The sequence below is a fragment of the Streptomyces sp. NPDC057474 genome, assembly GCF_042802555.1.
Lineage (GTDB): Bacteria > Actinomycetota > Actinomycetes > Streptomycetales > Streptomycetaceae > Streptomyces.
The window spans coordinates 19771-37849 of record NZ_JBHVDX010000043.1 but is presented as its reverse complement, the minus strand read 5'-3'; the positions used below and the strand labels follow the sequence as shown (position 1 = coordinate 37849).

The following is an 18079-nucleotide window of genomic DNA, read 5'->3' as shown; positions in this document are numbered from 1 at the left end:
AGCATCGTGTCGGAGTCGGGGTTGGAGTATGTACTCGTCGAGGAGCCGCTCATCGCGCAGCTTGTGGCGATGGGGTGGCGACACGAGCGTGGAAGCACGCCCGGTGCCGTGGAGCCGAAGGATCCGGGGGCATCGCTCCGGGGGTCCTTCGCGGAGCCGGTTCTGGAACGACTCCTGCGGCGCAAGCTTCGGCAGCTGAATCTTGACGCGCGCGGTAGCGAGTGGCTGGACAAGGAACGCATTTCGCAGGCAGTTAGTGCACTGACGCGACTCTCCTCGACCACCCTGCTGGACGCTAATACGGTCTCGACCGACCTCCTCGTGACCGGTACCACTGTCGATGGACTGCCTGGCTGGGACAGCGGCCGCGACCAGCGTGTGCAGTACGTCGACTGGACGCACCCGGAGCGGAACGACTTCCTCGTCGTCTCTCAGTTCCGTATGGACGTGCCCGGGACGTCGGGTCAGAAGTCCGTTGTTCCGGATCTGGTGCTGTTCGTCAACGGCATCCCACTCGTGGTCATCGAGTGCAAGAAACCTGCCATGCACGGCGGTTCTCTCTCCACGGCGATCGACCAGTTGCGCCGCTACGCCAACCAGCGCGGCGCCAAGACGCACAGAGAGGGCAGCGAACCGCTCTTCCGGACGGTCCAGCTCACCGTGGCGACCACGGGTGACAAGGCCATGCTCGGCACGTACACCTCGCACGCCGATCACTACTCCGTGTGGCGTGATCCTTACCCCTTGTCCAAGGCGGAACTTGCCTCTGAGCGCGGCAAGAGCAAAGACGCCCTTTGGGCACAGGAGATCCTTGCTGCTGGCGTATTGCGACCGGCCCAGCTGCTCGACATCGTCAAGAACTTCGTCATTTTCATGGACGTTGCCACTGACGGGGGCGGTACCCGCCGGGTAAAGATCGCCCCCCGCTATCAGCAGTACCGGGCTGTGAACCGCGCCGTGCGGCGCCTACTGACCGGCAAGACCAAGCAACAGGACGGCAAGGACGACCGCCGGGGTGGGATTGTCTGGCACACCCAGGGGTCCGGAAAGTCGCTGACCATGGTGTTCCTGGTGCGCAAGATGAGGTCGACGCCTGGGCTGAGCCAGTTCAAGATCGTGCTGGTCACGGACCGGACGCAGTTGCAGACCCAGCTGTCGAAGACCGCGGTACTCACCGGCGAGAAGCCTGACGTGGTGAAGCGCTCGGCAGGTGTGCCGGCCACTCTGCGCAAGCGAGGCGCTGGCCTGGCCTTCATCATGCTCCAAAAGCAGGTGGATGCCGCCAAGGTGAGGCAGGCCGCTGACGCGGACGCCCTCACCCACGACCGGGCGGTCGGCTGGGGGCAACTCAACGACAGTGAGTCGGTGTTGATTTTGGTGGATGAGGCCCACCGTTCCCATGGCTCGAAGCTGCACCAAAACCTCATGGAATCTCTTCCGAACGCCGTTCGGATTGGCTTCACGGGGACGCCGATCATCATGCGCGCGAAGAACCGCACTACGGACATCTTCGGCACGTTCATCGATCAGTACCGGCTCGCCGACGCTGAGGAAGACGGGGCGATCGTCCCGATCATCTACGAGGGCAGGATCGCCAAGGCCGCGATAGCGGACGCCGAGGATCTCGATGACGCGTTCGCCTCGTACTTCCCCGAACTGACCGACGAGGAATACGACAAGCTCCAGCAGCGGTACGCCACGACCAGCGACGTACTGAGTGCCGACAGCCTGATCCTGAAGAAGGCCCGGGACATGATGGCCCACTACGTCTCCAACGTGATGCCGAACGGCTTCAAGGGCCAGGTCGTCGCCTACTCTCGCAAGGTCGCCGTACGGTACCGGGACGCGTTGCTTCAAGCACGGAACGAACTGGTCGCCGAGGCCGAGAAGCTGTCGCCGGTACTCTTGGAAAAACCCGCCGAGCGACTCACCGCCAAGCAAGCCATCGCGGTTGCCGCGCACAGACAGATGGCGCTGCTCAGAGCCATCGATTTCGTGCCGGTGATCTCTAGCGACAACAACGACAAAGAGGACACGGCCCAGTGGACCGATGAGAAAGCACACGAGGACGTCGTCGAACGATTCCTCAAGGCATTCCCCGACGAGCCAGCCCCTGGGGAAAAGCCCGTCGCATTCCTCATCGTTCGTACCATGTTGCTGACCGGCTTCGACGCTCCGATCGAGCAGGTCATGTACCTGGACCGGCGGATCAAGGAAGCAGATCTGCTCCAAGCCATCGCCCGGGTCAACCGAACCTTTGACGGCAAGGCCGCCGGATTCGTCGTGGACTATGCGGGCATCTCCAAGCACCTCCAGGCGGCCATGGACGCTTACGCTGCCGAAGACGCCGAAGGCGCACCCGCCGACTTCAGCTCCGAGATCGCCAGACTGGAGCCGCGACGCAACCGCCTGCAGATGCTGTTCGCAGAGCATGGTGTCACCCCGGCCGGCGACAGGCAGACGATCGAGGAGTGTGTCCAGCTCCTCGAGGACGACGAGCGCCGCAGCCAGTTCGACAGCGCGCTGCGGAAGTTCCTCACCACCGTTGAGACAGTGATGCCGCGGCAGGAGGTGAAAGATTACCTCGCCGATGCCCGGCTTTATGCGCACATCGGCACATGGGCGCGATCCCGCTATCAGGACGCTGGTGACTTCGACGCGTCCCTCTACGGCGAGAAGGTCCGCGAACTCATCGACCAGCACATCACCGCTCTCGGGGTGAAGCAGGTCATACCGCCGCGGCAGCTCGCGGCGGGCGACTTCCGCGACAAGGTCGAGGCGCTGCCCGGCGCCCAAGCTCAAGCGTCGACGATGGAGCACGCCATCCGCCGCCACATCGAGGTGCACCTTGGAGAGGACCCCGCCGAGTACACCAAGCTACGGGAGCGGTTGGAAGAGATCCTGCGGGACTACGCTGACCAGTGGGACCAGCAAGTACTGCTCTTCAAAGATCTAACCAGCAAGGTCATCGCTGTCCATGAGGGAACCAGCAACCATGGGGATCAGAGACTGGCGGCGCTGACTCCGCTGGAGCGGGCGCTTTACGGTGAGATGGCGTCTGAGACGATCACAGACGGCGTCCTGGCGCAGGAGGTTCATGACCGTCTCGTCCTTGTGGCAGAGAAGATCGAAGATGAGGCGGTGAAGCACGTGCGTAAGAAGAACTTCTGGTCCAACCCCGTGGCCCAGGGAGACCTGCGTGCGGCCGTCTTCCGTCTCGTGATCGATCTCGGGGCGGCGGACCCCTCGCAGGTCGACCACCTCGCTGACAGCTTGCTCGACATCCTCGGCCACCACCGCCATTCCCTTCAGAGGAGTAGCTGAAGTGGCTGCGGTCGCGGTGGTGAAGGAGCAGCTGGGCCCGGTTCGCTCGGGCCCGCTGCAGGTCGGCCGCCTGGAGATTGATGTCGTTGTCGTACCGGACCGTGGCGGTGTGAAGCTGACGGTAGAGCGCGACGCACGAATCACCGCGACTGTCCCGGCTGGATTGGACACTGCTCGGCTGATCGCGGTGGTGCGGAGTCGGCGACGATGGATTTACGACAAGCTCGACGAACGGACAGAGGAAGCGGCGCTGCGTCCGGACAAAGAGTTCGTCACGGGAGAAGGCTTCCACTACCTCGGCCGTAGCTACCGACTGAAGATCATGGATGAGACTCCCGTGCCTGTGGGCTTGGTGCGTGGACGGCTGCTCCTGCGGCGAGACTGTCTGGATCACGCCCAGGATGAGCTCATCACCTGGTACCGCCGCCGGGGGAACGTCTGGTTGCCGGCCCGCGCGGAGCCCTGGGCACAGCGGATGCGCGCGCCATTCCAGAACATTGCAGTACGCCGCCTCGGCTACCGGTGGGGCTCATGCAATCGAGAGGGTGGAGTCAATATCCACTGGGCCGCCATGCAGCTTCCTCCGAGGTTGATCGACTACGTCCTGGTGCATGAGCTTGCCCACCTGCACAAGCGTGACCACTCGCCAGAGTTCTGGAGCCTCGTCGGCCGGGCCCTTCCGGACTATCGCGAGAGGAGAGAGCAGCTTGATCAGTTTGGCGCGCTCCTGTGGCTCCCGGAACCTGTGAGTTCCTCAAAGTAGGCTGCTCAGCCATGAGTTGTCTGGGAAACGGGCTACTCAGTGTGCTGGTTAGCCGTTACGGTGCGTGGAGAGAGAACAGCACGGGGGAGGCGCCGGTGCTCCCGCACCAAAGGCAGTACGCACACAGCAAGTTCCGGACGATGGTCGCGGGCAGTTCGGGCAACGAGTTCGAGAAGCTCTTCCATCTCCTGATGGAGCTACGCCACGGCGACTACGTCCCGATCCGGACCGCCGGCAGTATCGGTGACCTTGGCGGAGACGGCCTGCGAACGTCGTGCCGAACGCTGTACGCCTGCTACGCGCCAGAGACCTTTGACGTGTTTTCCGTCAAGGGTAAGTTTCACGGCGACGTGGAGAGCGCCATCATCCAGCGTCCGGAGCAGTTCGACACCTTCGTCTTTGTCCACAACGACCAGCGCGGAGGCATCCACCCCGTCATATCGGGGCTGCTCATGGACGCTGGTCAGAGGTTCCCTCGCATCACTTTCCAGCAGATGGGACCCCAGAAGCTCTGGAACGAAGCGATGTATCTTGATCGCTTACAGATGGAGAGCCTGCTCGGGGAGACGATCCCCGTGGAGCGGGTCGTCTACAGCATCGGGCTCGCCGAGATCGAGCCGCTGTTGAAGCACCTCTCCGAGGGGCGTCAGCGTGTTCCTGCCGCCTCCGTTCCGTTGCCCACCACGTACAAGGTCGACTTCAACGGCCTCTCGGAGCAGGCTCGGGCGGTACTCCAGGCCGGTCGACCCTACGTCCATCTCGTTGACCAGTACTACCGAGACCTGCTCGACCAGATGGAGCGGGACGAGACAGCTGCCGGATTCCAGGCGTACTACGGACGGATGCGGCACGAGTATGGCGACGACACGGACGAGATCCTCTGGCAGATGCAACGCTTCGTGCTGGGCCAGGAGGCTCCGCGGTGGGACCGTGATGAAGCTGCAAAGGCTGTCCTTGCGTACTTCTTCGACGAATGTGACATCTTCGAGGTCCCCCCACCGGGCTGGAGACCGATGCACGTAGCGGACGGAGGCGCAGCATGATCACTCCAACCAAGGGGATCGCTCCCGACCGGGCGCTATTGGCTGTCGGCGCCCAGATCATCATGCAGTTAGACCGTCCCCTCACCGTCAGCCAGTCTTGGGCCCGTCTCCGCGAGTGGCGGCGAGCACACGATCATCCGGCGCCTGTCTCCTTTGGCTGGTTCGTTCTGGCCTTGGACCTACTGCACGCCCTTGATCTAGTTGACCTGAGAGACGACCTCCTCACCAGAAAGGCCGCCCATGCTGCGCCAGCTCAGCGCTGACAGTGAGCGGTTCAAGACGGTCACCTTCCAGTCGGGCCTCAACCTCGTTGTAGCGGAGGCCACCGCAGGCTCTCGATCAACCGACAGCCGGAACGGCTCAGGTAAGTCGAGCATGATCGAGCTGCTGCACTTTCTGCTGGGCGCACGAGCGGACAACAAGCACCTGGCGGCCCGCAAAGAGCTGCGCCAGATGGCCTTCACGCTCAGCTTGGACTGGCCTGGCCTGAGCCAGGAGCTGAGCGTCAGCCGGTCCGGCACTGACGTCAAGCACGTCACGCTGCGTCCGACTCTCCTGGGCCAACCAGATTTGAGTGGTTCATCCAGGTCATCTCTGTTTGGAACCAATGAGGGCCAGAAGGTTCCACTCGCTGAGTGGCAGGCGCTGATCGAGAAGGGGCTCTTCGGCCTCACCGGGGAGCACCCTGGGGTCAGCGGTCGAGCACTGCTCTCCTTCCTCATCCGCCGCGTTGGCGACCATGGCTTCAATGAAGCTGTGCGTAGCTTCTCGCGCCAGTCGGAAGCGAAGTCGACGCCGAATCTGGCCTACTTGCTCGGCCTCGATTCCGCCCTTGCGTCCCGGTACCAGGACATCGCGGCGAAGAAGGCCACGAGAGACCAGCTGAAGAAGGCTGTTGACGACCCCGTCTGGGGCAAGGTGATCGGCAAGACGGCTGATCTTCGAGGTGAGATTGCCGTTCGGAAGTCGAAGATCGATGAACTCCACAGAGAAATCGGCGCGTTCCGCGTCGTTCCCCAGTACGAGGAGCTCAAGGAACGCGCCGACGAGCTGAGTCGGCGGATCCAAGATCTTGGCACGCAAGATGTGATTGACCGGCGCAATCTCGACCACCTCGAAAAGGCGGTGGCCGAGGCAGTCGATCCCGAGGTGCAGTACCTGGAGCAGGTCTACGGCGAACTGGGCCTCATACTGCCTGGGCAAGCTCTACGGCGGTTCGAGGACGTACGAGCCTTCCACACCGCGGTGGTAAGGAACCGGCGTACGTACCTCGGCGAGGAGATCGAGGCGACCCGCCGCAATCTCGAGGCCCGGAAATCCGAACGGGCCCGACTCGACACAGAGCTGAGTGCTGTGCTGAAGGACCTCAGCGAAGGTGGGGCGCTCGACCGTCTTACGGCACTGCAGAAGATCCTTGCTCAGGAAGAGGCTCAGCTCGGGGCGCTGCAGCACCGATTGGAAGTCGCTCAGACGGTGGAGGCGAGCAGCCGGGAAATTGAGGCGACGCGCATCGACCTCGTTCGGGAAGTCGATACTGATCTACGGGAGAGGCAGCAGCAGATCAGTCAGGCAACCGTTTTGTTCCACGAGCTTGCCAGCAGGTTGTACGGCAACGATCGGCCGGCCTACCTCTCGGTCGAGGCCGGGAAGAGCAGCCTAAAGATCACTCCAAAGATCAGCAGTGATGTGAGCCAGGGGATCAACAAGATGTCGATCTTCTGCTTCGACCTCACGATGGCCGTAATCGGCCATCGTGAGGGTCGGGCTCCTGACTTCCTGGTCCACGACAGTCACATCTTTGATGGAGTCGACGACCGACAGGTGACGCGAGCGCTCGAAGCTGCAGTGGATATTACCGAGGCGGAAGGCATGCAATACATCGTCACGATCAACGAAGACAAGCTCGCCCAGACCCGTAGTCTCGGCTTCGATTCGACGCCCTACGTCATAGAGCCACTGTTGACGGATGCTTACGACGAGGGCGGGCTCTTCGGATTCCGGTTCGAACGGTAGGGATGGCTGCGGACTTCGGGAGTCAGATCCCGTTGAGCTTTTCCCGGGGGGCCGAGATGCTGTTCAAGCTGACGGCCCATGCCCACTAGCCCGCGATTGGCGCTCCGTCACTCACAAAGCCTGGAGAGTGGTCGGCTACCAGAGGTCCTCGCAGCCATCCTGCCATCCGCACTTGGTGCACTTGACGATCATGTAAATGTCGTCTCGCTCGTAGTCCACTTCGCGAGTGCCCTCGAGGGCTGATGCCGGAGCGCCGCACTTCGGGCAGTCGATCATCGCTCCCATGCCGCCGAAGTCCCGGAACTGCATCCCGGCATCCCAGATTGTCTGTTGCATGGCCTTGATCAGCTCGGTCTGCGAGCCGATACCGAGGATTCTGCGCACGGCCTCGTTGACGTTGACGCCGTCTTCGAGGGAGACGTGCATCAGTGGACGTAGAAGCGCAGGCAGAGGGGCCTCGTCGAGACGTTTTGGGATGATGCGTACGGAGCTGTCGCTGAGCTTGCGTGTGAGGGCGGTCTCCATCTCGGTGTTCACCCACATGGACTCCGCCGCGTTCTTCGACCAGAACAGCAGCACCGTGTCGACGAGATCCAGGGCCTGGTTGACCTTGCCGACGATGGAATCACCCGGGTGGATCTCCCATTCGTCCAGTCAGACGTCGCACCGGCCAGCTTCATCCGGGCGGCGAAGGGAGTCACATGCGGCTTGTCCCGGTGGTTGTGAGGTTCCCCCGAGATGCGGAGTGTGTTGACAGAGGGTCAGATGGGACTCATGAGAGGAACATCGACCATGGCTGCTCCCAGAAAGTACTCGCTGGAGTTGCGTGAGCGTGCGGTACGGATGTACCGCACCGCCGAGCCGAAGCCGCAGATCAAGAAGCTCGCCGTCGACCTCGGCGTGCATCTGGAGGCCCTGCGCGGCTGGATCCGCCAGGCCGAGGCGGACGCCGGCGAGCGCGATGACCGGCTGACCACCGACGAGCGCGCCGAGCTCGCCGCGCTGCGCAAGGAGAACGTCCAGCTCAAACGGGCGAACGAGGTCCTGCGGACGGCCTCGGCTTTTTTCGCGGCGCAGCTCGACCCGACCCGGCCCAGGTGACGGCGCTCGTTGACGAGCACCCGCACCTGGGGGTCGAGTGCGTACTCCGGGAACTCTCCATCGCCTCCTCGACGTACTACCGCTGGCGTCGCGCCGAGCGCGAGCCGTGCGAACGCCGGCGCCGCGACGTGGAACTCACCGAGCAGATCAAGGAGATCCACGCCGGCTCGGGCGGGATCTACGGCTCGCCACGCGTGCACGCCGTGCTCAAGCGCGAGGGCGTCCACGTGGGCCGCAAACGGGTCGAGCGGTTGATGCACGAGGCCGAGATCGCAGGGATCAGCCCACGCCGGGGCCGTCTTCACGCGCCGAGATCCCAAGGCCACACTCGCCCCGGACCTGGTCGAGCGGGACTTCACCGCACCCGCGCCGAACCGGCTGTGGGCCACCGACCTCACCATGATCACCACCGGTGAGGGGCCCTTGTGGCTCTCGGCGATCCGGGACGCGTTCTCCCGCCGGGTGGTCGCCTGGGAGACCTCCGCCCGCGCGGACGCCGACCTGGTCCTGACCACCCTCGAGTACGCGCTCGCGAGCCGGGAAGTCGAACCGGGCAAGCTGATCCACCATGCGGATCACGGCTGTCAATACACATCCGTGAAGCTCACAACTCGGCTGCTGCGAGCGGGAGTTGGAGCATCCATGGGCTCGGTCGGGGACAGCTACGACAACGCTCTCGCGGAGAACCTGTGGATGATCATCAAGACGGAGTGCATCCGCGGCCGCGTCTTCGCCACCCGGGCCGAGGCGAACCTCGCGCTGTTCGAGTACATCGACGGCTTCTATAACTCCCGGCGCATCCAGAAGCGGCTCGGCTACCTCAGCCCGATCGAGTTCGAGGAGAAGCACTACGCCGACCAGGCAACGGCCGAACGAACGAACCTGAAACCCCGTCAACCCGCCCTGACCAGCTGATCAGCACCTCCCGCACGCCGGGGGAACCTCATTGTGGGACATAAAGGCGTGCATGGCCTGATGATCTCATCACAGCATCTTCATATGCAGGCGTTTCCTGCAGCAGGCCGGGTACACGTCGCATGGCCGCCGACATCGAGCGTTCGCGACCGGCCGAGTACTCCGTGCCTGGTGTCTGGACCAGGATTCAGGGGTCGCTAGAGTGCGCCGTGTGCAGCGCTTCGTACTCTGGGACCTCGACAACACACTCGTGGACCGGCGCGGTACGCTCACGGACTGGGTTGGGGTCTTCGTCGCCCGCCACCGGCTGGGCGACGAGGCGCGACAGGAGCTGCTTGCCCTGCTCGGCGAGCGTGCCTACCCGTCGAGCTTCGAGGAGATCCGCACCCGGTACCGGCTGACCAGCACGACGGACGACTTGTGGCGGTCGTACTGCGCCGACATCGCCGCCATGGTGTCCTGTCCAGCCGACGTCCTTACCGGCCTGGACGAGCTACGGAGGCACGGCTGGCGCATCGGGATTGCGACCAACGGCGCCACGGACATCCAGACGGCCAAGCTGCGGGCCACCGGCATTCACTCTCGTGTGGAGGGCATCTGCATCTCTGAGGAGGTCGCCGCCCGTAAGCCGGAGCGAGAGCACTTCACCCGGGCCGCTGCGCGCTGTGGCACCACATTGAGCGCGGGCGGCTGGATGGTCGGTGACAACCCGGTGAACGACGTCGGCGGCGGCCGGGCTGCAGGGCTCGGCACCATTTGGATCGCCAATGGTTCTCGCTGGCCGGCGGACCTTCCCGAGCCTGATCACCGGGTCCAGCACACCCGTGCGGCCATTGAACTGCTCCTGTCCGACAGCGCTACGAGGAGTACCACGTGACAGCCGTAGTTGGGCTGCTGCACCCCGGCAGCATGGGAGCCGCGTTCGGCGGCCAGCTGCGTGCCTGTGGCATCACTGTGCTGTGGTGCCCGCAAGGCCGAAGCAACGCTTCCGCCCGGCGGGCCGAGCAGGCAGGACTCGAAGCCGACACCCTTCCCTCGCTCGTGGCCCGCGCGGACGTGCTCCTGGCCTTGTGTCCTCCGGCTGCAGCAGAGGACATCGCAGCGCAGGTCTCGGAGCAGGGCTTCGCAGGCAAGACGTACGTGGAGGCGAACGCCATCGCTCCGGAGCGCATGCGCCGCATCGCCGAATGCCTTCCACAGAGCGTGGTCCTCGACGCAGCCGTGGTCGGCTCGCCGCCCGTCGACGGAAAGTCCCCGACGCTGTACGTGTCCGGCCCAGGCGAGGAAGCCGCCAAGGTGGAGGCCCTCTTTACGGACACCACCGTGCGAACGCACTTCCTCGGCGAGGAGATCGGCAAAGCCTCCGCGCTCAAGCTGGCGTACTCCAGCTACCAGAAGGTCTCCCGTGTCCTGGCTGCCGTGGCGTACGGAGCGGCCGACGCATACGGCGTCTCAGACGAGTTGCTGACGATAGCGGCTGAGCGCACCCGCAGCTACCTCGTGGAGACCAACTACATCCCCAAGACCGCGGCCCGCGCCTGGCGTTGGGGACCGGAGCTGGAAGACACGGCAGCGCTGCTGGCCGACGCCCGGCTACCGGACGCCCTCATGCACGCCGCCGCTGAAACGCTCGCCCGGTGGGACGCCAGCAGGGACAAGCACCTGGATATCGCCGAAGCACTGAATGCCCTGCGAACGGAAGGGGATCCGGATCAGGCAAGCTGATCGGCTTCCATCCACGACACCTGTCGCGTCCCGCTCTCAGGCCGAACGCCCCGCAGCGCACACCACATCGTGGATCCTCTTCGCTGCCTCACGGGGCGTCGTCTCCTCGGTATCCACGCGCACGTCCCACTCGGCGTGCCGATGGGCCGCAAGATCGGCCTGTGTGGCGTCCCAGGCAGCCAGCCGGGCATCGGTGTCGGTGTCGCCCCTCAGGAGTGAGCGCCTTGCAGTGGTCTCCCTGGGGCACCACAGAAGTACGCGGGCCCAGTGCGCCGGAAATCGGGCGGTGACCTGCTCGATGCCCGCCATCTGGCCGATGTGGACGACGGGGACCCTGCCGCCTTCCATGGCGTGCTCCAGGCCGGGCCGGTCGACGACGTAGATGTTGCCGTACCGGTCGTTGCGGTAGATGACGTCGCCGCGCGCCTCCAGTTCGGCCAGCTGCTCCTGGATGCCCATCCGGTAGCCCTTCGTCCGGCCGCTTCCGATCTTGAGGCGGGCAAAGGGGAAATAACGGGAGTCGAGTTCCGCGAGCGCTGCAGTGACTGTGTCCTTGCCCGATGCGGGCGGTCCGTACAGCAGGATCCCGCGGTTCTGGGAGGCAGGCGTGGGAGCGGTCACTGGAACACCGTCCCCAAGACCTGTCGCACTTGGTCCGTGAGGGATATGGCCGCGCCCAGCCGGTTGTCGACGACGAGGTGCGGCACTACGGGGCGCAGGTCGAGGTCGAGGCCGGCCGCGTACGCGTCCCAGTTCTGGAGTTTCCAGCTGTCCCGGGCGGCGGATCGGAAGCCGATGTACTCGTGCATGGTGTCGAGGTCGCACAGCATCCACACCACCGCGACGGTGACTCCGCGCGCCTCACATCGGTTGATCAGGCGTCGCATCCACCGCTCGTCGGTCGCCTCGGCGACGAACGGCGCCGAAAGGACGGTGCTGATGGCGCAGTCGACATTCGCGTACGCGGTCTCCAGGAGGCACTGGTACTCCAGCGGGCGCACCTTCTCCCGGTACACGTCCGTGTGGCGGTCGTTGGGGTCGCTGCCCATCTCCACGAGGAGGCGTTCGACGAGCGGCCTGGTGATCGGGTCCTTGTCGAGTACGGGCCATCCGGTGAGCTGTGAGAGGAAGCGCGCGAACTCCGACTTGCCGCTTCCCGCGTAGCCGCCGACCATCAGCAGCGTGGGCCGGTTCGGGTCGCCGCCGGTGTGCCTGCGCTTCCAGGCGTCGAGGATTTGCTGCTGTACACCCAGTCCGTCGACCTCCTCCGTCGCGGGCGTCAGCTGGTGCAGCGCGCGTTCGACGGCCAAGACCTGTGTCCCGTTGTGCAGCTCACTGGACGCCGTGAAGGTAAGCCGCGTCGCCTCGCCGGGGAGCGGGCTGCGGAAGCCCAGTTCAGGCTCGGTGGCGCGGTACAGCAGGCAGTACGCCCGGCGGTAGTGCGGGCCGGGATAGACCTCACCCTGCTCGTGCTGCCACAGGGTCTGGAAGTTGGCCGCCGGCGCAGCGAGTCCGGCGGCCCCGGCCACCTCGCGCAGCCGCTCGCCCGCACCTTCGAGGGTCAGGCCGTGTGCTTCCCGCTGTTCCTTCAGCTTCTCCGGCCGCCACCCCGGACGGTTCCTGCCCACGTCTGCTATCGCCTGCCCATCTCTAGTCATGATCCGGAGGCTAAGTCTGCCGCCCATGAACCCATGTGTAAGCAGATGTTGAAAAGTCAGGTCGCCCGCCGATGAGCAGCAACGACAACTGCTTGTGATACTCCCCACCCTGCTCTGCCGGTGTCATTGATGCACCGACGCGGTGGTCGTCCAGCCGCCTCGATGCCCATTGTCCTACGAGCTCGGACGGCGTTTTCCCGAGTCTCGATCGCCCTGTGCGCCCGGAGCGGCGAACAGGGCAACGGCACCGCGACGTGGAATGAGAGGCGACCGTGCCCGACACGAGAGCGCAGGCCCCGGAGCACCCCGACTGGTCACAGCGCCAGATCGACTACTACCGGACCCGGGCCGCGGAGTACGACGACACATACGACGAGCGCATGTCCACGCCCCGGCTCATGCAAGTTCTCGACAAGCTGCCCGTCAGCGGCGATGTCCTGGAGATGGCCTGCGGTACGGCCCAGTGGACCCAGCTGCTCGTCGACCGTGCACGCAGCCTGACCGCGCTGGACGCCGCACCGGAGATGCTCCGTATCGCCCAGGCCCGGATGCGGGGCACGACGACTCGCTTCATCGAAGCGGACATCTTCACCTGGGAGCCGGACCGCCAGTACGACACAGTCTTCTTCGCCTTCTGGCTCAGCCACGTGCCGCCCATGGCGATGGAAGCCTTCTGGAACCTGATGCGACGGGCGCTGAAGCCGGGCGGCTGCATTGCCTTCCTCGATGACTCAACCGCGAAGGCGGAGATCGAAGAACCTGTCGCCGAGGCGCGGGTGCCGACTGTGCGTCGCAAGCTCGCTGACGGATCTCAACATCTCGCCGTGAAGGTGCTGTATGACGCCCCCGGCCTCACCTCGCAACTGAATGACCTGGGCTGGGAGGCCCACATCGAGCCGATCGATGCGTATCACTTCGCTGGCATTGCCCGTCCCCGGGGGAGCGAATGACCAGCATCAACGGCTACCCCGCTCGACCGAGCGTCCGCGCCGGCGAGGTAATCCAGCTGCATATCGCCACATCGGCCCCTCGGTTCCGCGTCGACTTCTATCGCTGGGGCGCGACTCCTCAGTACGCAGGGCCCGCCGAGTGGCCGGGCCGCGCCACCGATCCCGGAACGTTCGACAGGGACTGGCAGTGGCCTGCCTACGAATTCCCTGTACCGCAGGACTGGCGGTCCGGGGTCTACATCGCGGTCCTGAGCACGGAGCCCAATTCCTCCACGCCGACGATGGATTCTCGCGAGGCGCGGATCCTGTTGGTCGTCACACCCGCCACCTCCTCGGGCCGCAAGGTCCTTTACAAGATCCCGACCTTCACCTACCAGGCGTACAACACGGCAGGCGGCGGCAGCCTGTACAGCGCCTCCCACGTGACAATGCGTCGCCCCGGAGGCGGTGTCGGAGGTCCAGTCAAGGGACTGCCAGACCCTTACGACTCCGCTTCTCTCCGGCAGACGTTCGCGCACTGGGACGCCCCGTTCATCGCGTGGATGGAGGAGAACGGGATAGAGAGCGACTTCTGCACCGACCTGGACCTCCACGAAGGCCGGTACCTGGACGACGGACACCGCCTTCTGGTCTCCGCCGGGCATGACGAGTACTGGAGCACCGACGCTCGCCGGAACATCACCGCTTTCCGGGACGCCGGCGGCAACATCGCCAACTTCGGTGCCAATACGTGCTGGTGGCGGGTGGATGTCGCCCCGGGCGGCGCCGGGCTGAGCTGCGCCAAGTTTCCTCCCGGAGCCTCCGTCGGCACGGACCCGGACAGCTCGTACGGCTGCCCGGACCACTGGTGGGAGTCGGAGCCCGAGAACGCTCTGCTCGGGGTGAGTTACCGCAACGGCGGTGGCCACTGGGACGGCCCGCGGGCACCACTCGGGTTCACCGTGGTCGACGGGAACCACTGGATCTTCTCCGGCACCGGGTTGAAGACCGGCGACATCCTCGGAGGCGGGGCTGCCCTGATCGGCTACGAATGCGACGGGGCAGCGTACGAGCTCGACACGGTCGGCCGGCCCCGTCCAACAGGCCAGGACGGAACGCCGAAGGACTTCCAGATCCTCGGCATCGCGCAGCTGCCCTCCGACTGGAACTTCGCGGCCCGGGAGCCGATGGTCAGCCCCCGCGCGGCCACTCTCGGCGTCTACTCCGCAGCCGGCACCGTCTTCACTGCCGCGACCACCGACTGGGCTCGTCTGCTCGCCACCGACCCCCAGGTCGCCTCCATCACCCGCAACGTCATCACTCGGCTCTCCTGACGAAGGGATCAACATGTCTGGGTACACACGTCCGCTCAGCGTGGTCATCGGCGTCAACGGCATCGGCATGGGGCACTCCGTCAGGCAGAGTGTGATCGCCCAGTACCTCCGCGACCGCGGACACCAAGTGCGGATCATCACCAACGGTTCGGCCCGCGTGGAGTACTTCCGGGACCTCGGCTTCCCCGCGTGGGACGGGTGGATGCCGACCCTCCTGGCCCGGGGTGACCGCATACACGCGAGCGACGCCGTACGCGCCAACATCTGGCAGGGACCCGTCGGCGTCGCCAAGCACCTGCGGCTTCGCCGGACCATCCGGGACACCGGTATCCCGGACGTGTTCGTCACCGACTACGAGCCCAACACCCCTCGCCTGGCCTACCACTTCAGCAAACCGCTGATATCCGTCGACCAGCAGAGCAAATACCGGCACCTCGACCTGCCCCCTGTTGGACGGTACGCCCGTACCGCCGACGAGCAGCGACTGCGCTACTTCGCACCCCATGTCGACTGGTCCTTCATCTGCTCCTACGTCCCGTTGGAGGGCGGCGACGGACAGGTGGAGTTCATCGCCCCTGTGGTCCCGGAAGTGGTCCGCTCCGCACCGGTCACCACCGAGCCTCTCGCCACGGCCTACTTCTCGCGCTACTTCGACCACGGCCCGGAGGAGTCCGTCCGCAACCTCGTCGAGGTCTTCTGCAACCACGTCCCGGGTCGCTCCCTGCGTATCTACGCGCAGGCGGCAGAGATCGGGAACCTGCGCCAGTACACCGACGGCAAGATCGAGGTCTGCACCTTCGACCGCGAGGCGTTCATCGCCGACATGGCACGATCCGAGGCGGTCTTCTCCAATGCCGGCTTCAACCTCATCAGCGAAGCCTTCGTCCTCGGTAAACCGGTCCATCTGATTCCGCTGCCCACCTACGACCAGCACTGGTGCGCCAGGGTCGTCGATGAAGCGGAACTGGGCACCGCAGCTCCGCACATCAACCGCGGAGCGGTACTTGACTTCCTCGACCGGAGCCGGGAACTTCGCAACAACGTCGTGCGCCATCGAGATCAGCACCTCGTGGCCGACCCCCGGGAGCGGATCGCCTCCTACCTGGAGAGTCTGCCGGCAGCCAGTCAGCGACCCCTCACACGATCCGCGCGGTAGACGGTCATGGCGACTCCTCCACTCCCCGCATACGTGGACGTCGGGGTATCCGTGGCCGCCGTAGTGGTCTGCTATCGCTTCGCGGTCTCTCCGGCCGTACGAGCCCTCGCTCGCCGGCGCTCGATCCTGCTGGCCGTGATCGCGGGCGTAACCCCCATCGTATTGGCCGTCTTCCGGCCGTTGCCCGAGCCAGGCCCACTGCGCTGGTTCGTCATCTTCCTGATCGCGCTGCTCACCTGGCAGGGGGCGACCAGCGACTACGACGTCACGGAGCCCGTCGAGGCCCAGCGCCTCGACAAGCGGCTGCTGCTCCTCCTCGCAGCCGCCTCATGCCTCTGGCCGGCGGCCCTGCTGCCATGGATGGCCGTGTACTGCGGCAGGCTGCGCGGCTGGAAGCACCACGCGATGATGCCCCTGCGTCTGCTCAAGGCGTACCTCGCCTGGTTCTTCGTGGCAATGTCCCTCGGCGCCTCGTGTTCCGCAACGGTACTTCTGCTGGTGCTCGGCTGTGTCTCGCTCTCCCACTACGTCAAACCGGCCTGGAGCAAGGCCCGTCTCGGGCCGTACCCCTGGTCATGGGCCTGGCACAACCGCACCCACTACCTCATGGCCTCCGCGTACTCCTGGGGCTGGGCACGCTTCCTTCCGACCGACACCGCGTCCCGCGTGCTGCGCCGTGCGCGCACCCTCGATCGTCCGGTCAACTTCCTCGCGATGGCCGTCGAGGCCGCTGGGCTCATCGCCTTCCTCGACCGTCGGCTCCTGATCGCCGCCCTGTTGGCGACCGCCCTCTTCAACGTCATCGTCGCGATCGCCTCCGGCATCCTCTTCTGGGAGAACATCTGCACCAGCATCGCCCTCGGGATTGCGATCATGCTGCTTCCCGGTGCGGAGTACGACACGGCGTTCGGCTGGCCCGCCGCACTGATCGCCCTCGCCGTGCTCTTGCTCAGCACCGCCGACCTGTTGTGGCAGCCCTGGCACCTGGGCTGGTGGGACTCCCCATTCACGGCACGCGTCCATTGGCAGGTGGAGACCGTCTCCGGAGCGAGGCTCGGTCTCTACAACGACTTCATGTGCCCGTACGAGCGTGAGTACGGTCGTGTCCTGGGCTACTTCCTCACCGACGAACCCGTCCTCCACGGACATCTCGGCATCGTCTGGGACCGGGAACTCCGCGATCTTCTGGTCCAGGCGGACGGCGACCGTGGTCAGCTGCACACGCTCAAGCAGACCTACGGGCATGTGCAGGCCGACAAGCAGCAGGCGCGCGAGCACATCGCCTTCCTGACCGAAATGTTCACCCGCCTCAACGCCGGTGCTCGGAAAAGCCCTTTGCCCCAGCCTCTGCGCCACCTCAAAGCCCCGGGCGGCCAGCTCTACAGATGGGGCGATCTTCCTCCCTACCGCGGTGAGGAACCTGTCCGCCGCATCACGATCCGCTACGAGGAACGCTGCTACCGCCCAGCCACCGGCGACTTCGTCCAGCTCACCAACCGCACAGTGCAGGAGATCGACCTCCTGGCACCCAGCGCCGACCACGGGAGTACTCCATGCGCAAAGTCTTCGTCGACTGCGGCACGAACCTCGGAATCGTGCTGAACCGCTTCATCCACGAGCTCCCCGACCACGACTTCTACGCGTTCGAGCCCAACGAGAACCTGATGCCTTCCATCCGCCGGCAAGTCGAACAGGCCGCTCACTCGCCCCGCGTCGAGATCTCCCACAGCGCGGTATGGACCCACGACGGGACGATCGACCTCTTCCTCGGCCACCACGAGAGCTCAACCGTGATGCCCGGCAAGCGCGTGCCGCCGATGTACGACCAGCAAATCGACTACAGCGCACCGGTCTCCGTACCCGCGACCGACTTCAGCTCCTGGCTGCGCCGGACCGTCACTGCGGACGATCACGTCGTCGTAAAGATGGACATCGAGGGTGCCGAGTACCCCGTGCTCACCAAGCTGCTCGCCGACGGGACGATCAACCTCGTCTCCGTCCTGTACATCGAGTGGCACTTCGACCGCTTCCCCGCCATGAGCCGAGCCGACCACGACCAGGTTGCCAACGCGGTATCCGCCTGCGTCGACGTCCGCGACTGGGACTGACCCGAGGAAG

Annotated in this window: 18 protein-coding genes; 15 read left to right on the top strand and 3 right to left on the bottom strand. The window is 65.1% G+C overall.

Annotated features, from left to right (window positions below):
- Nucleotides 1-6 precede the first annotated feature (6 nt).
- From ACFU53_RS15435 to ACFU53_RS15415, 5 genes are all read left to right on the top strand, one after another.
- Nucleotides 7-3324 (top strand): type I restriction endonuclease subunit R, encoded by a 3318-nt coding sequence (locus ACFU53_RS15435; RefSeq protein ID WP_383991357.1) that lies wholly within the window; start codon nt 7-9, stop codon nt 3322-3324.
- Between the two features lies 1 nt (nt 3325).
- Nucleotides 3326-4087 carry a M48 family metallopeptidase gene (locus ACFU53_RS15430; RefSeq protein WP_383991355.1) on the top strand — a complete coding sequence of 254 codons (762 nt, stop codon included), beginning with the start codon at nt 3326-3328 and terminating at the stop codon, nt 4085-4087.
- 95 nt (nt 4088-4182) lie between these two features.
- A complete protein-coding gene (locus tag ACFU53_RS15425; RefSeq protein WP_383991352.1) occupies nt 4183-5130 on the top strand; it encodes an ABC-three component system protein in 948 nt (315 codons plus the stop codon).
- Nucleotides 5127-5393, top strand: coding sequence for an ABC-three component system middle component 6 (locus tag ACFU53_RS15420; protein WP_383991349.1), 267 nt, complete (start codon nt 5127-5129; stop codon nt 5391-5393). The genes ACFU53_RS15425 and ACFU53_RS15420 overlap by 4 nt, the downstream gene beginning before the upstream one ends.
- Nucleotides 5371-7143 (top strand): ABC-three component system protein, encoded by a 1773-nt coding sequence (locus ACFU53_RS15415; protein ID WP_383991346.1) that lies wholly within the window; start codon nt 5371-5373, stop codon nt 7141-7143. Before ACFU53_RS15420 ends, ACFU53_RS15415 begins: the two co-directional genes overlap by 23 nt.
- Before the next feature lie 135 nt (nt 7144-7278).
- Here ACFU53_RS15415 and ACFU53_RS15410 read toward each other — a convergent pair whose 3' ends face one another.
- A complete protein-coding gene (locus ACFU53_RS15410) occupies nt 7279-7797 on the bottom strand; it encodes a toll/interleukin-1 receptor domain-containing protein (RefSeq protein ID WP_383991404.1) in 519 nt (172 codons plus the stop codon).
- A gap of 138 nt (nt 7798-7935) precedes the next feature.
- On the opposite strand from ACFU53_RS15410, the gene ACFU53_RS15405 reads away from it, so the two are divergent.
- The 5 genes from ACFU53_RS15405 to ACFU53_RS15385 all read left to right on the top strand — a co-directional run bounded on the left by ACFU53_RS15405 (nt 7936) and on the right by ACFU53_RS15385 (nt 10884).
- Nucleotides 7936-8244 (top strand): transposase, encoded by a 309-nt coding sequence (locus ACFU53_RS15405; protein ID WP_383991343.1) that lies wholly within the window; start codon nt 7936-7938, stop codon nt 8242-8244.
- A complete protein-coding gene (locus tag ACFU53_RS15400) occupies nt 8241-8660 on the top strand; it encodes an IS3 family transposase (RefSeq protein ID WP_383991340.1) in 420 nt (139 codons plus the stop codon). Before ACFU53_RS15405 ends, ACFU53_RS15400 begins: the two co-directional genes overlap by 4 nt.
- The gene (locus ACFU53_RS15395; RefSeq protein ID WP_383991402.1) at nt 8584-9159 is read left to right on the top strand and encodes an IS3 family transposase; all 576 of its coding nucleotides are present in this window, start codon (nt 8584-8586) and stop codon (nt 9157-9159) included. The genes ACFU53_RS15400 and ACFU53_RS15395 overlap by 77 nt, the downstream gene beginning before the upstream one ends.
- A gap of 211 nt (nt 9160-9370) precedes the next feature.
- Nucleotides 9371-10036 (top strand): HAD family hydrolase, encoded by a 666-nt coding sequence (locus ACFU53_RS15390; protein WP_383991337.1) that lies wholly within the window; start codon nt 9371-9373, stop codon nt 10034-10036.
- A complete protein-coding gene (locus tag ACFU53_RS15385; protein WP_383991335.1) occupies nt 10033-10884 on the top strand; it encodes a DUF1932 domain-containing protein in 852 nt (283 codons plus the stop codon). The genes ACFU53_RS15390 and ACFU53_RS15385 overlap by 4 nt, the downstream gene beginning before the upstream one ends.
- Before the next feature lie 36 nt (nt 10885-10920).
- Here ACFU53_RS15385 and ACFU53_RS15380 read toward each other — a convergent pair whose 3' ends face one another.
- Nucleotides 10921-11505 (bottom strand): guanylate kinase, encoded by a 585-nt coding sequence (locus ACFU53_RS15380; RefSeq protein WP_383991332.1) that lies wholly within the window; start codon nt 11503-11505, stop codon nt 10921-10923.
- Nucleotides 11502-12542, bottom strand: a complete 1041-nt coding sequence (locus tag ACFU53_RS15375; RefSeq protein ID WP_383991329.1) for an AAA family ATPase — start codon at nt 12540-12542, stop codon at nt 11502-11504. Before ACFU53_RS15375 ends, ACFU53_RS15380 begins: the two co-directional genes overlap by 4 nt.
- 380 nt (nt 12543-12922) lie before the next feature.
- Between ACFU53_RS15375 and ACFU53_RS15370 the strand changes: the two genes are divergently transcribed.
- From ACFU53_RS15370 to ACFU53_RS15350, 5 genes are read left to right on the top strand one after another with little or no spacing between them, the layout of a single operon-like run.
- Entirely contained in the window at nt 12923-13492 is a 570-nt protein-coding gene (locus ACFU53_RS15370; protein ID WP_383991326.1) for a class I SAM-dependent methyltransferase, read from the top strand.
- Nucleotides 13489-14805 (top strand): N,N-dimethylformamidase beta subunit family domain-containing protein, encoded by a 1317-nt coding sequence (locus ACFU53_RS15365; protein WP_383991323.1) that lies wholly within the window; start codon nt 13489-13491, stop codon nt 14803-14805. Before ACFU53_RS15370 ends, ACFU53_RS15365 begins: the two co-directional genes overlap by 4 nt.
- Before the next feature lie 13 nt (nt 14806-14818).
- On the top strand, nt 14819-15961 hold the full coding sequence (locus ACFU53_RS15360) for a glycosyltransferase family protein (RefSeq protein WP_383991320.1): 1143 nt from the start codon (nt 14819-14821) through the stop codon (nt 15959-15961).
- A 6-nt stretch (nt 15962-15967) separates the two neighbouring features.
- A complete protein-coding gene (locus ACFU53_RS15355; RefSeq protein WP_383991317.1) occupies nt 15968-17563 on the top strand; it encodes a hypothetical protein in 1596 nt (531 codons plus the stop codon).
- On the top strand, nt 17515-18069 hold the full coding sequence (locus ACFU53_RS15350; protein ID WP_383991314.1) for an FkbM family methyltransferase: 555 nt from the start codon (nt 17515-17517) through the stop codon (nt 18067-18069). Before ACFU53_RS15355 ends, ACFU53_RS15350 begins: the two co-directional genes overlap by 49 nt.
- The last annotated feature ends 10 nt before the right edge of the window (nt 18070-18079 follow it).

Bases quoted from the DNA above. Each gene is read 5' to 3' on its own strand.
- ACFU53_RS15420 (WP_383991349.1), top strand. From the start codon at position 5,127: ATGATCACTCCAACCAAGGGGATCGCTCCCGACCGGGCGCTATTGGCT.
- ACFU53_RS15415 (WP_383991346.1), top strand. From the start codon at position 5,371: ATGCTGCGCCAGCTCAGCGCTGACAGTGAGCGGTTCAAGACGGTCACC.
- ACFU53_RS15405 (WP_383991343.1), top strand. From the start codon at position 7,936: ATGGCTGCTCCCAGAAAGTACTCGCTGGAGTTGCGTGAGCGTGCGGTA.
- ACFU53_RS15375 (WP_383991329.1), bottom strand. From the start codon at position 12,542: ATGACTAGAGATGGGCAGGCGATAGCAGACGTGGGCAGGAACCGTCCG.
- ACFU53_RS15370 (WP_383991326.1), top strand. From the start codon at position 12,923: ATGTCCACGCCCCGGCTCATGCAAGTTCTCGACAAGCTGCCCGTCAGC.
- ACFU53_RS15365 (WP_383991323.1), top strand. From the start codon at position 13,489: ATGACCAGCATCAACGGCTACCCCGCTCGACCGAGCGTCCGCGCCGGC.
- ACFU53_RS15360 (WP_383991320.1), top strand. From the start codon at position 14,819: ATGTCTGGGTACACACGTCCGCTCAGCGTGGTCATCGGCGTCAACGGC.
- ACFU53_RS15355 (WP_383991317.1), top strand. From the start codon at position 15,968: ATGGCGACTCCTCCACTCCCCGCATACGTGGACGTCGGGGTATCCGTG.
- ACFU53_RS15350 (WP_383991314.1), top strand. From the start codon at position 17,515: ATGCGCAAAGTCTTCGTCGACTGCGGCACGAACCTCGGAATCGTGCTG.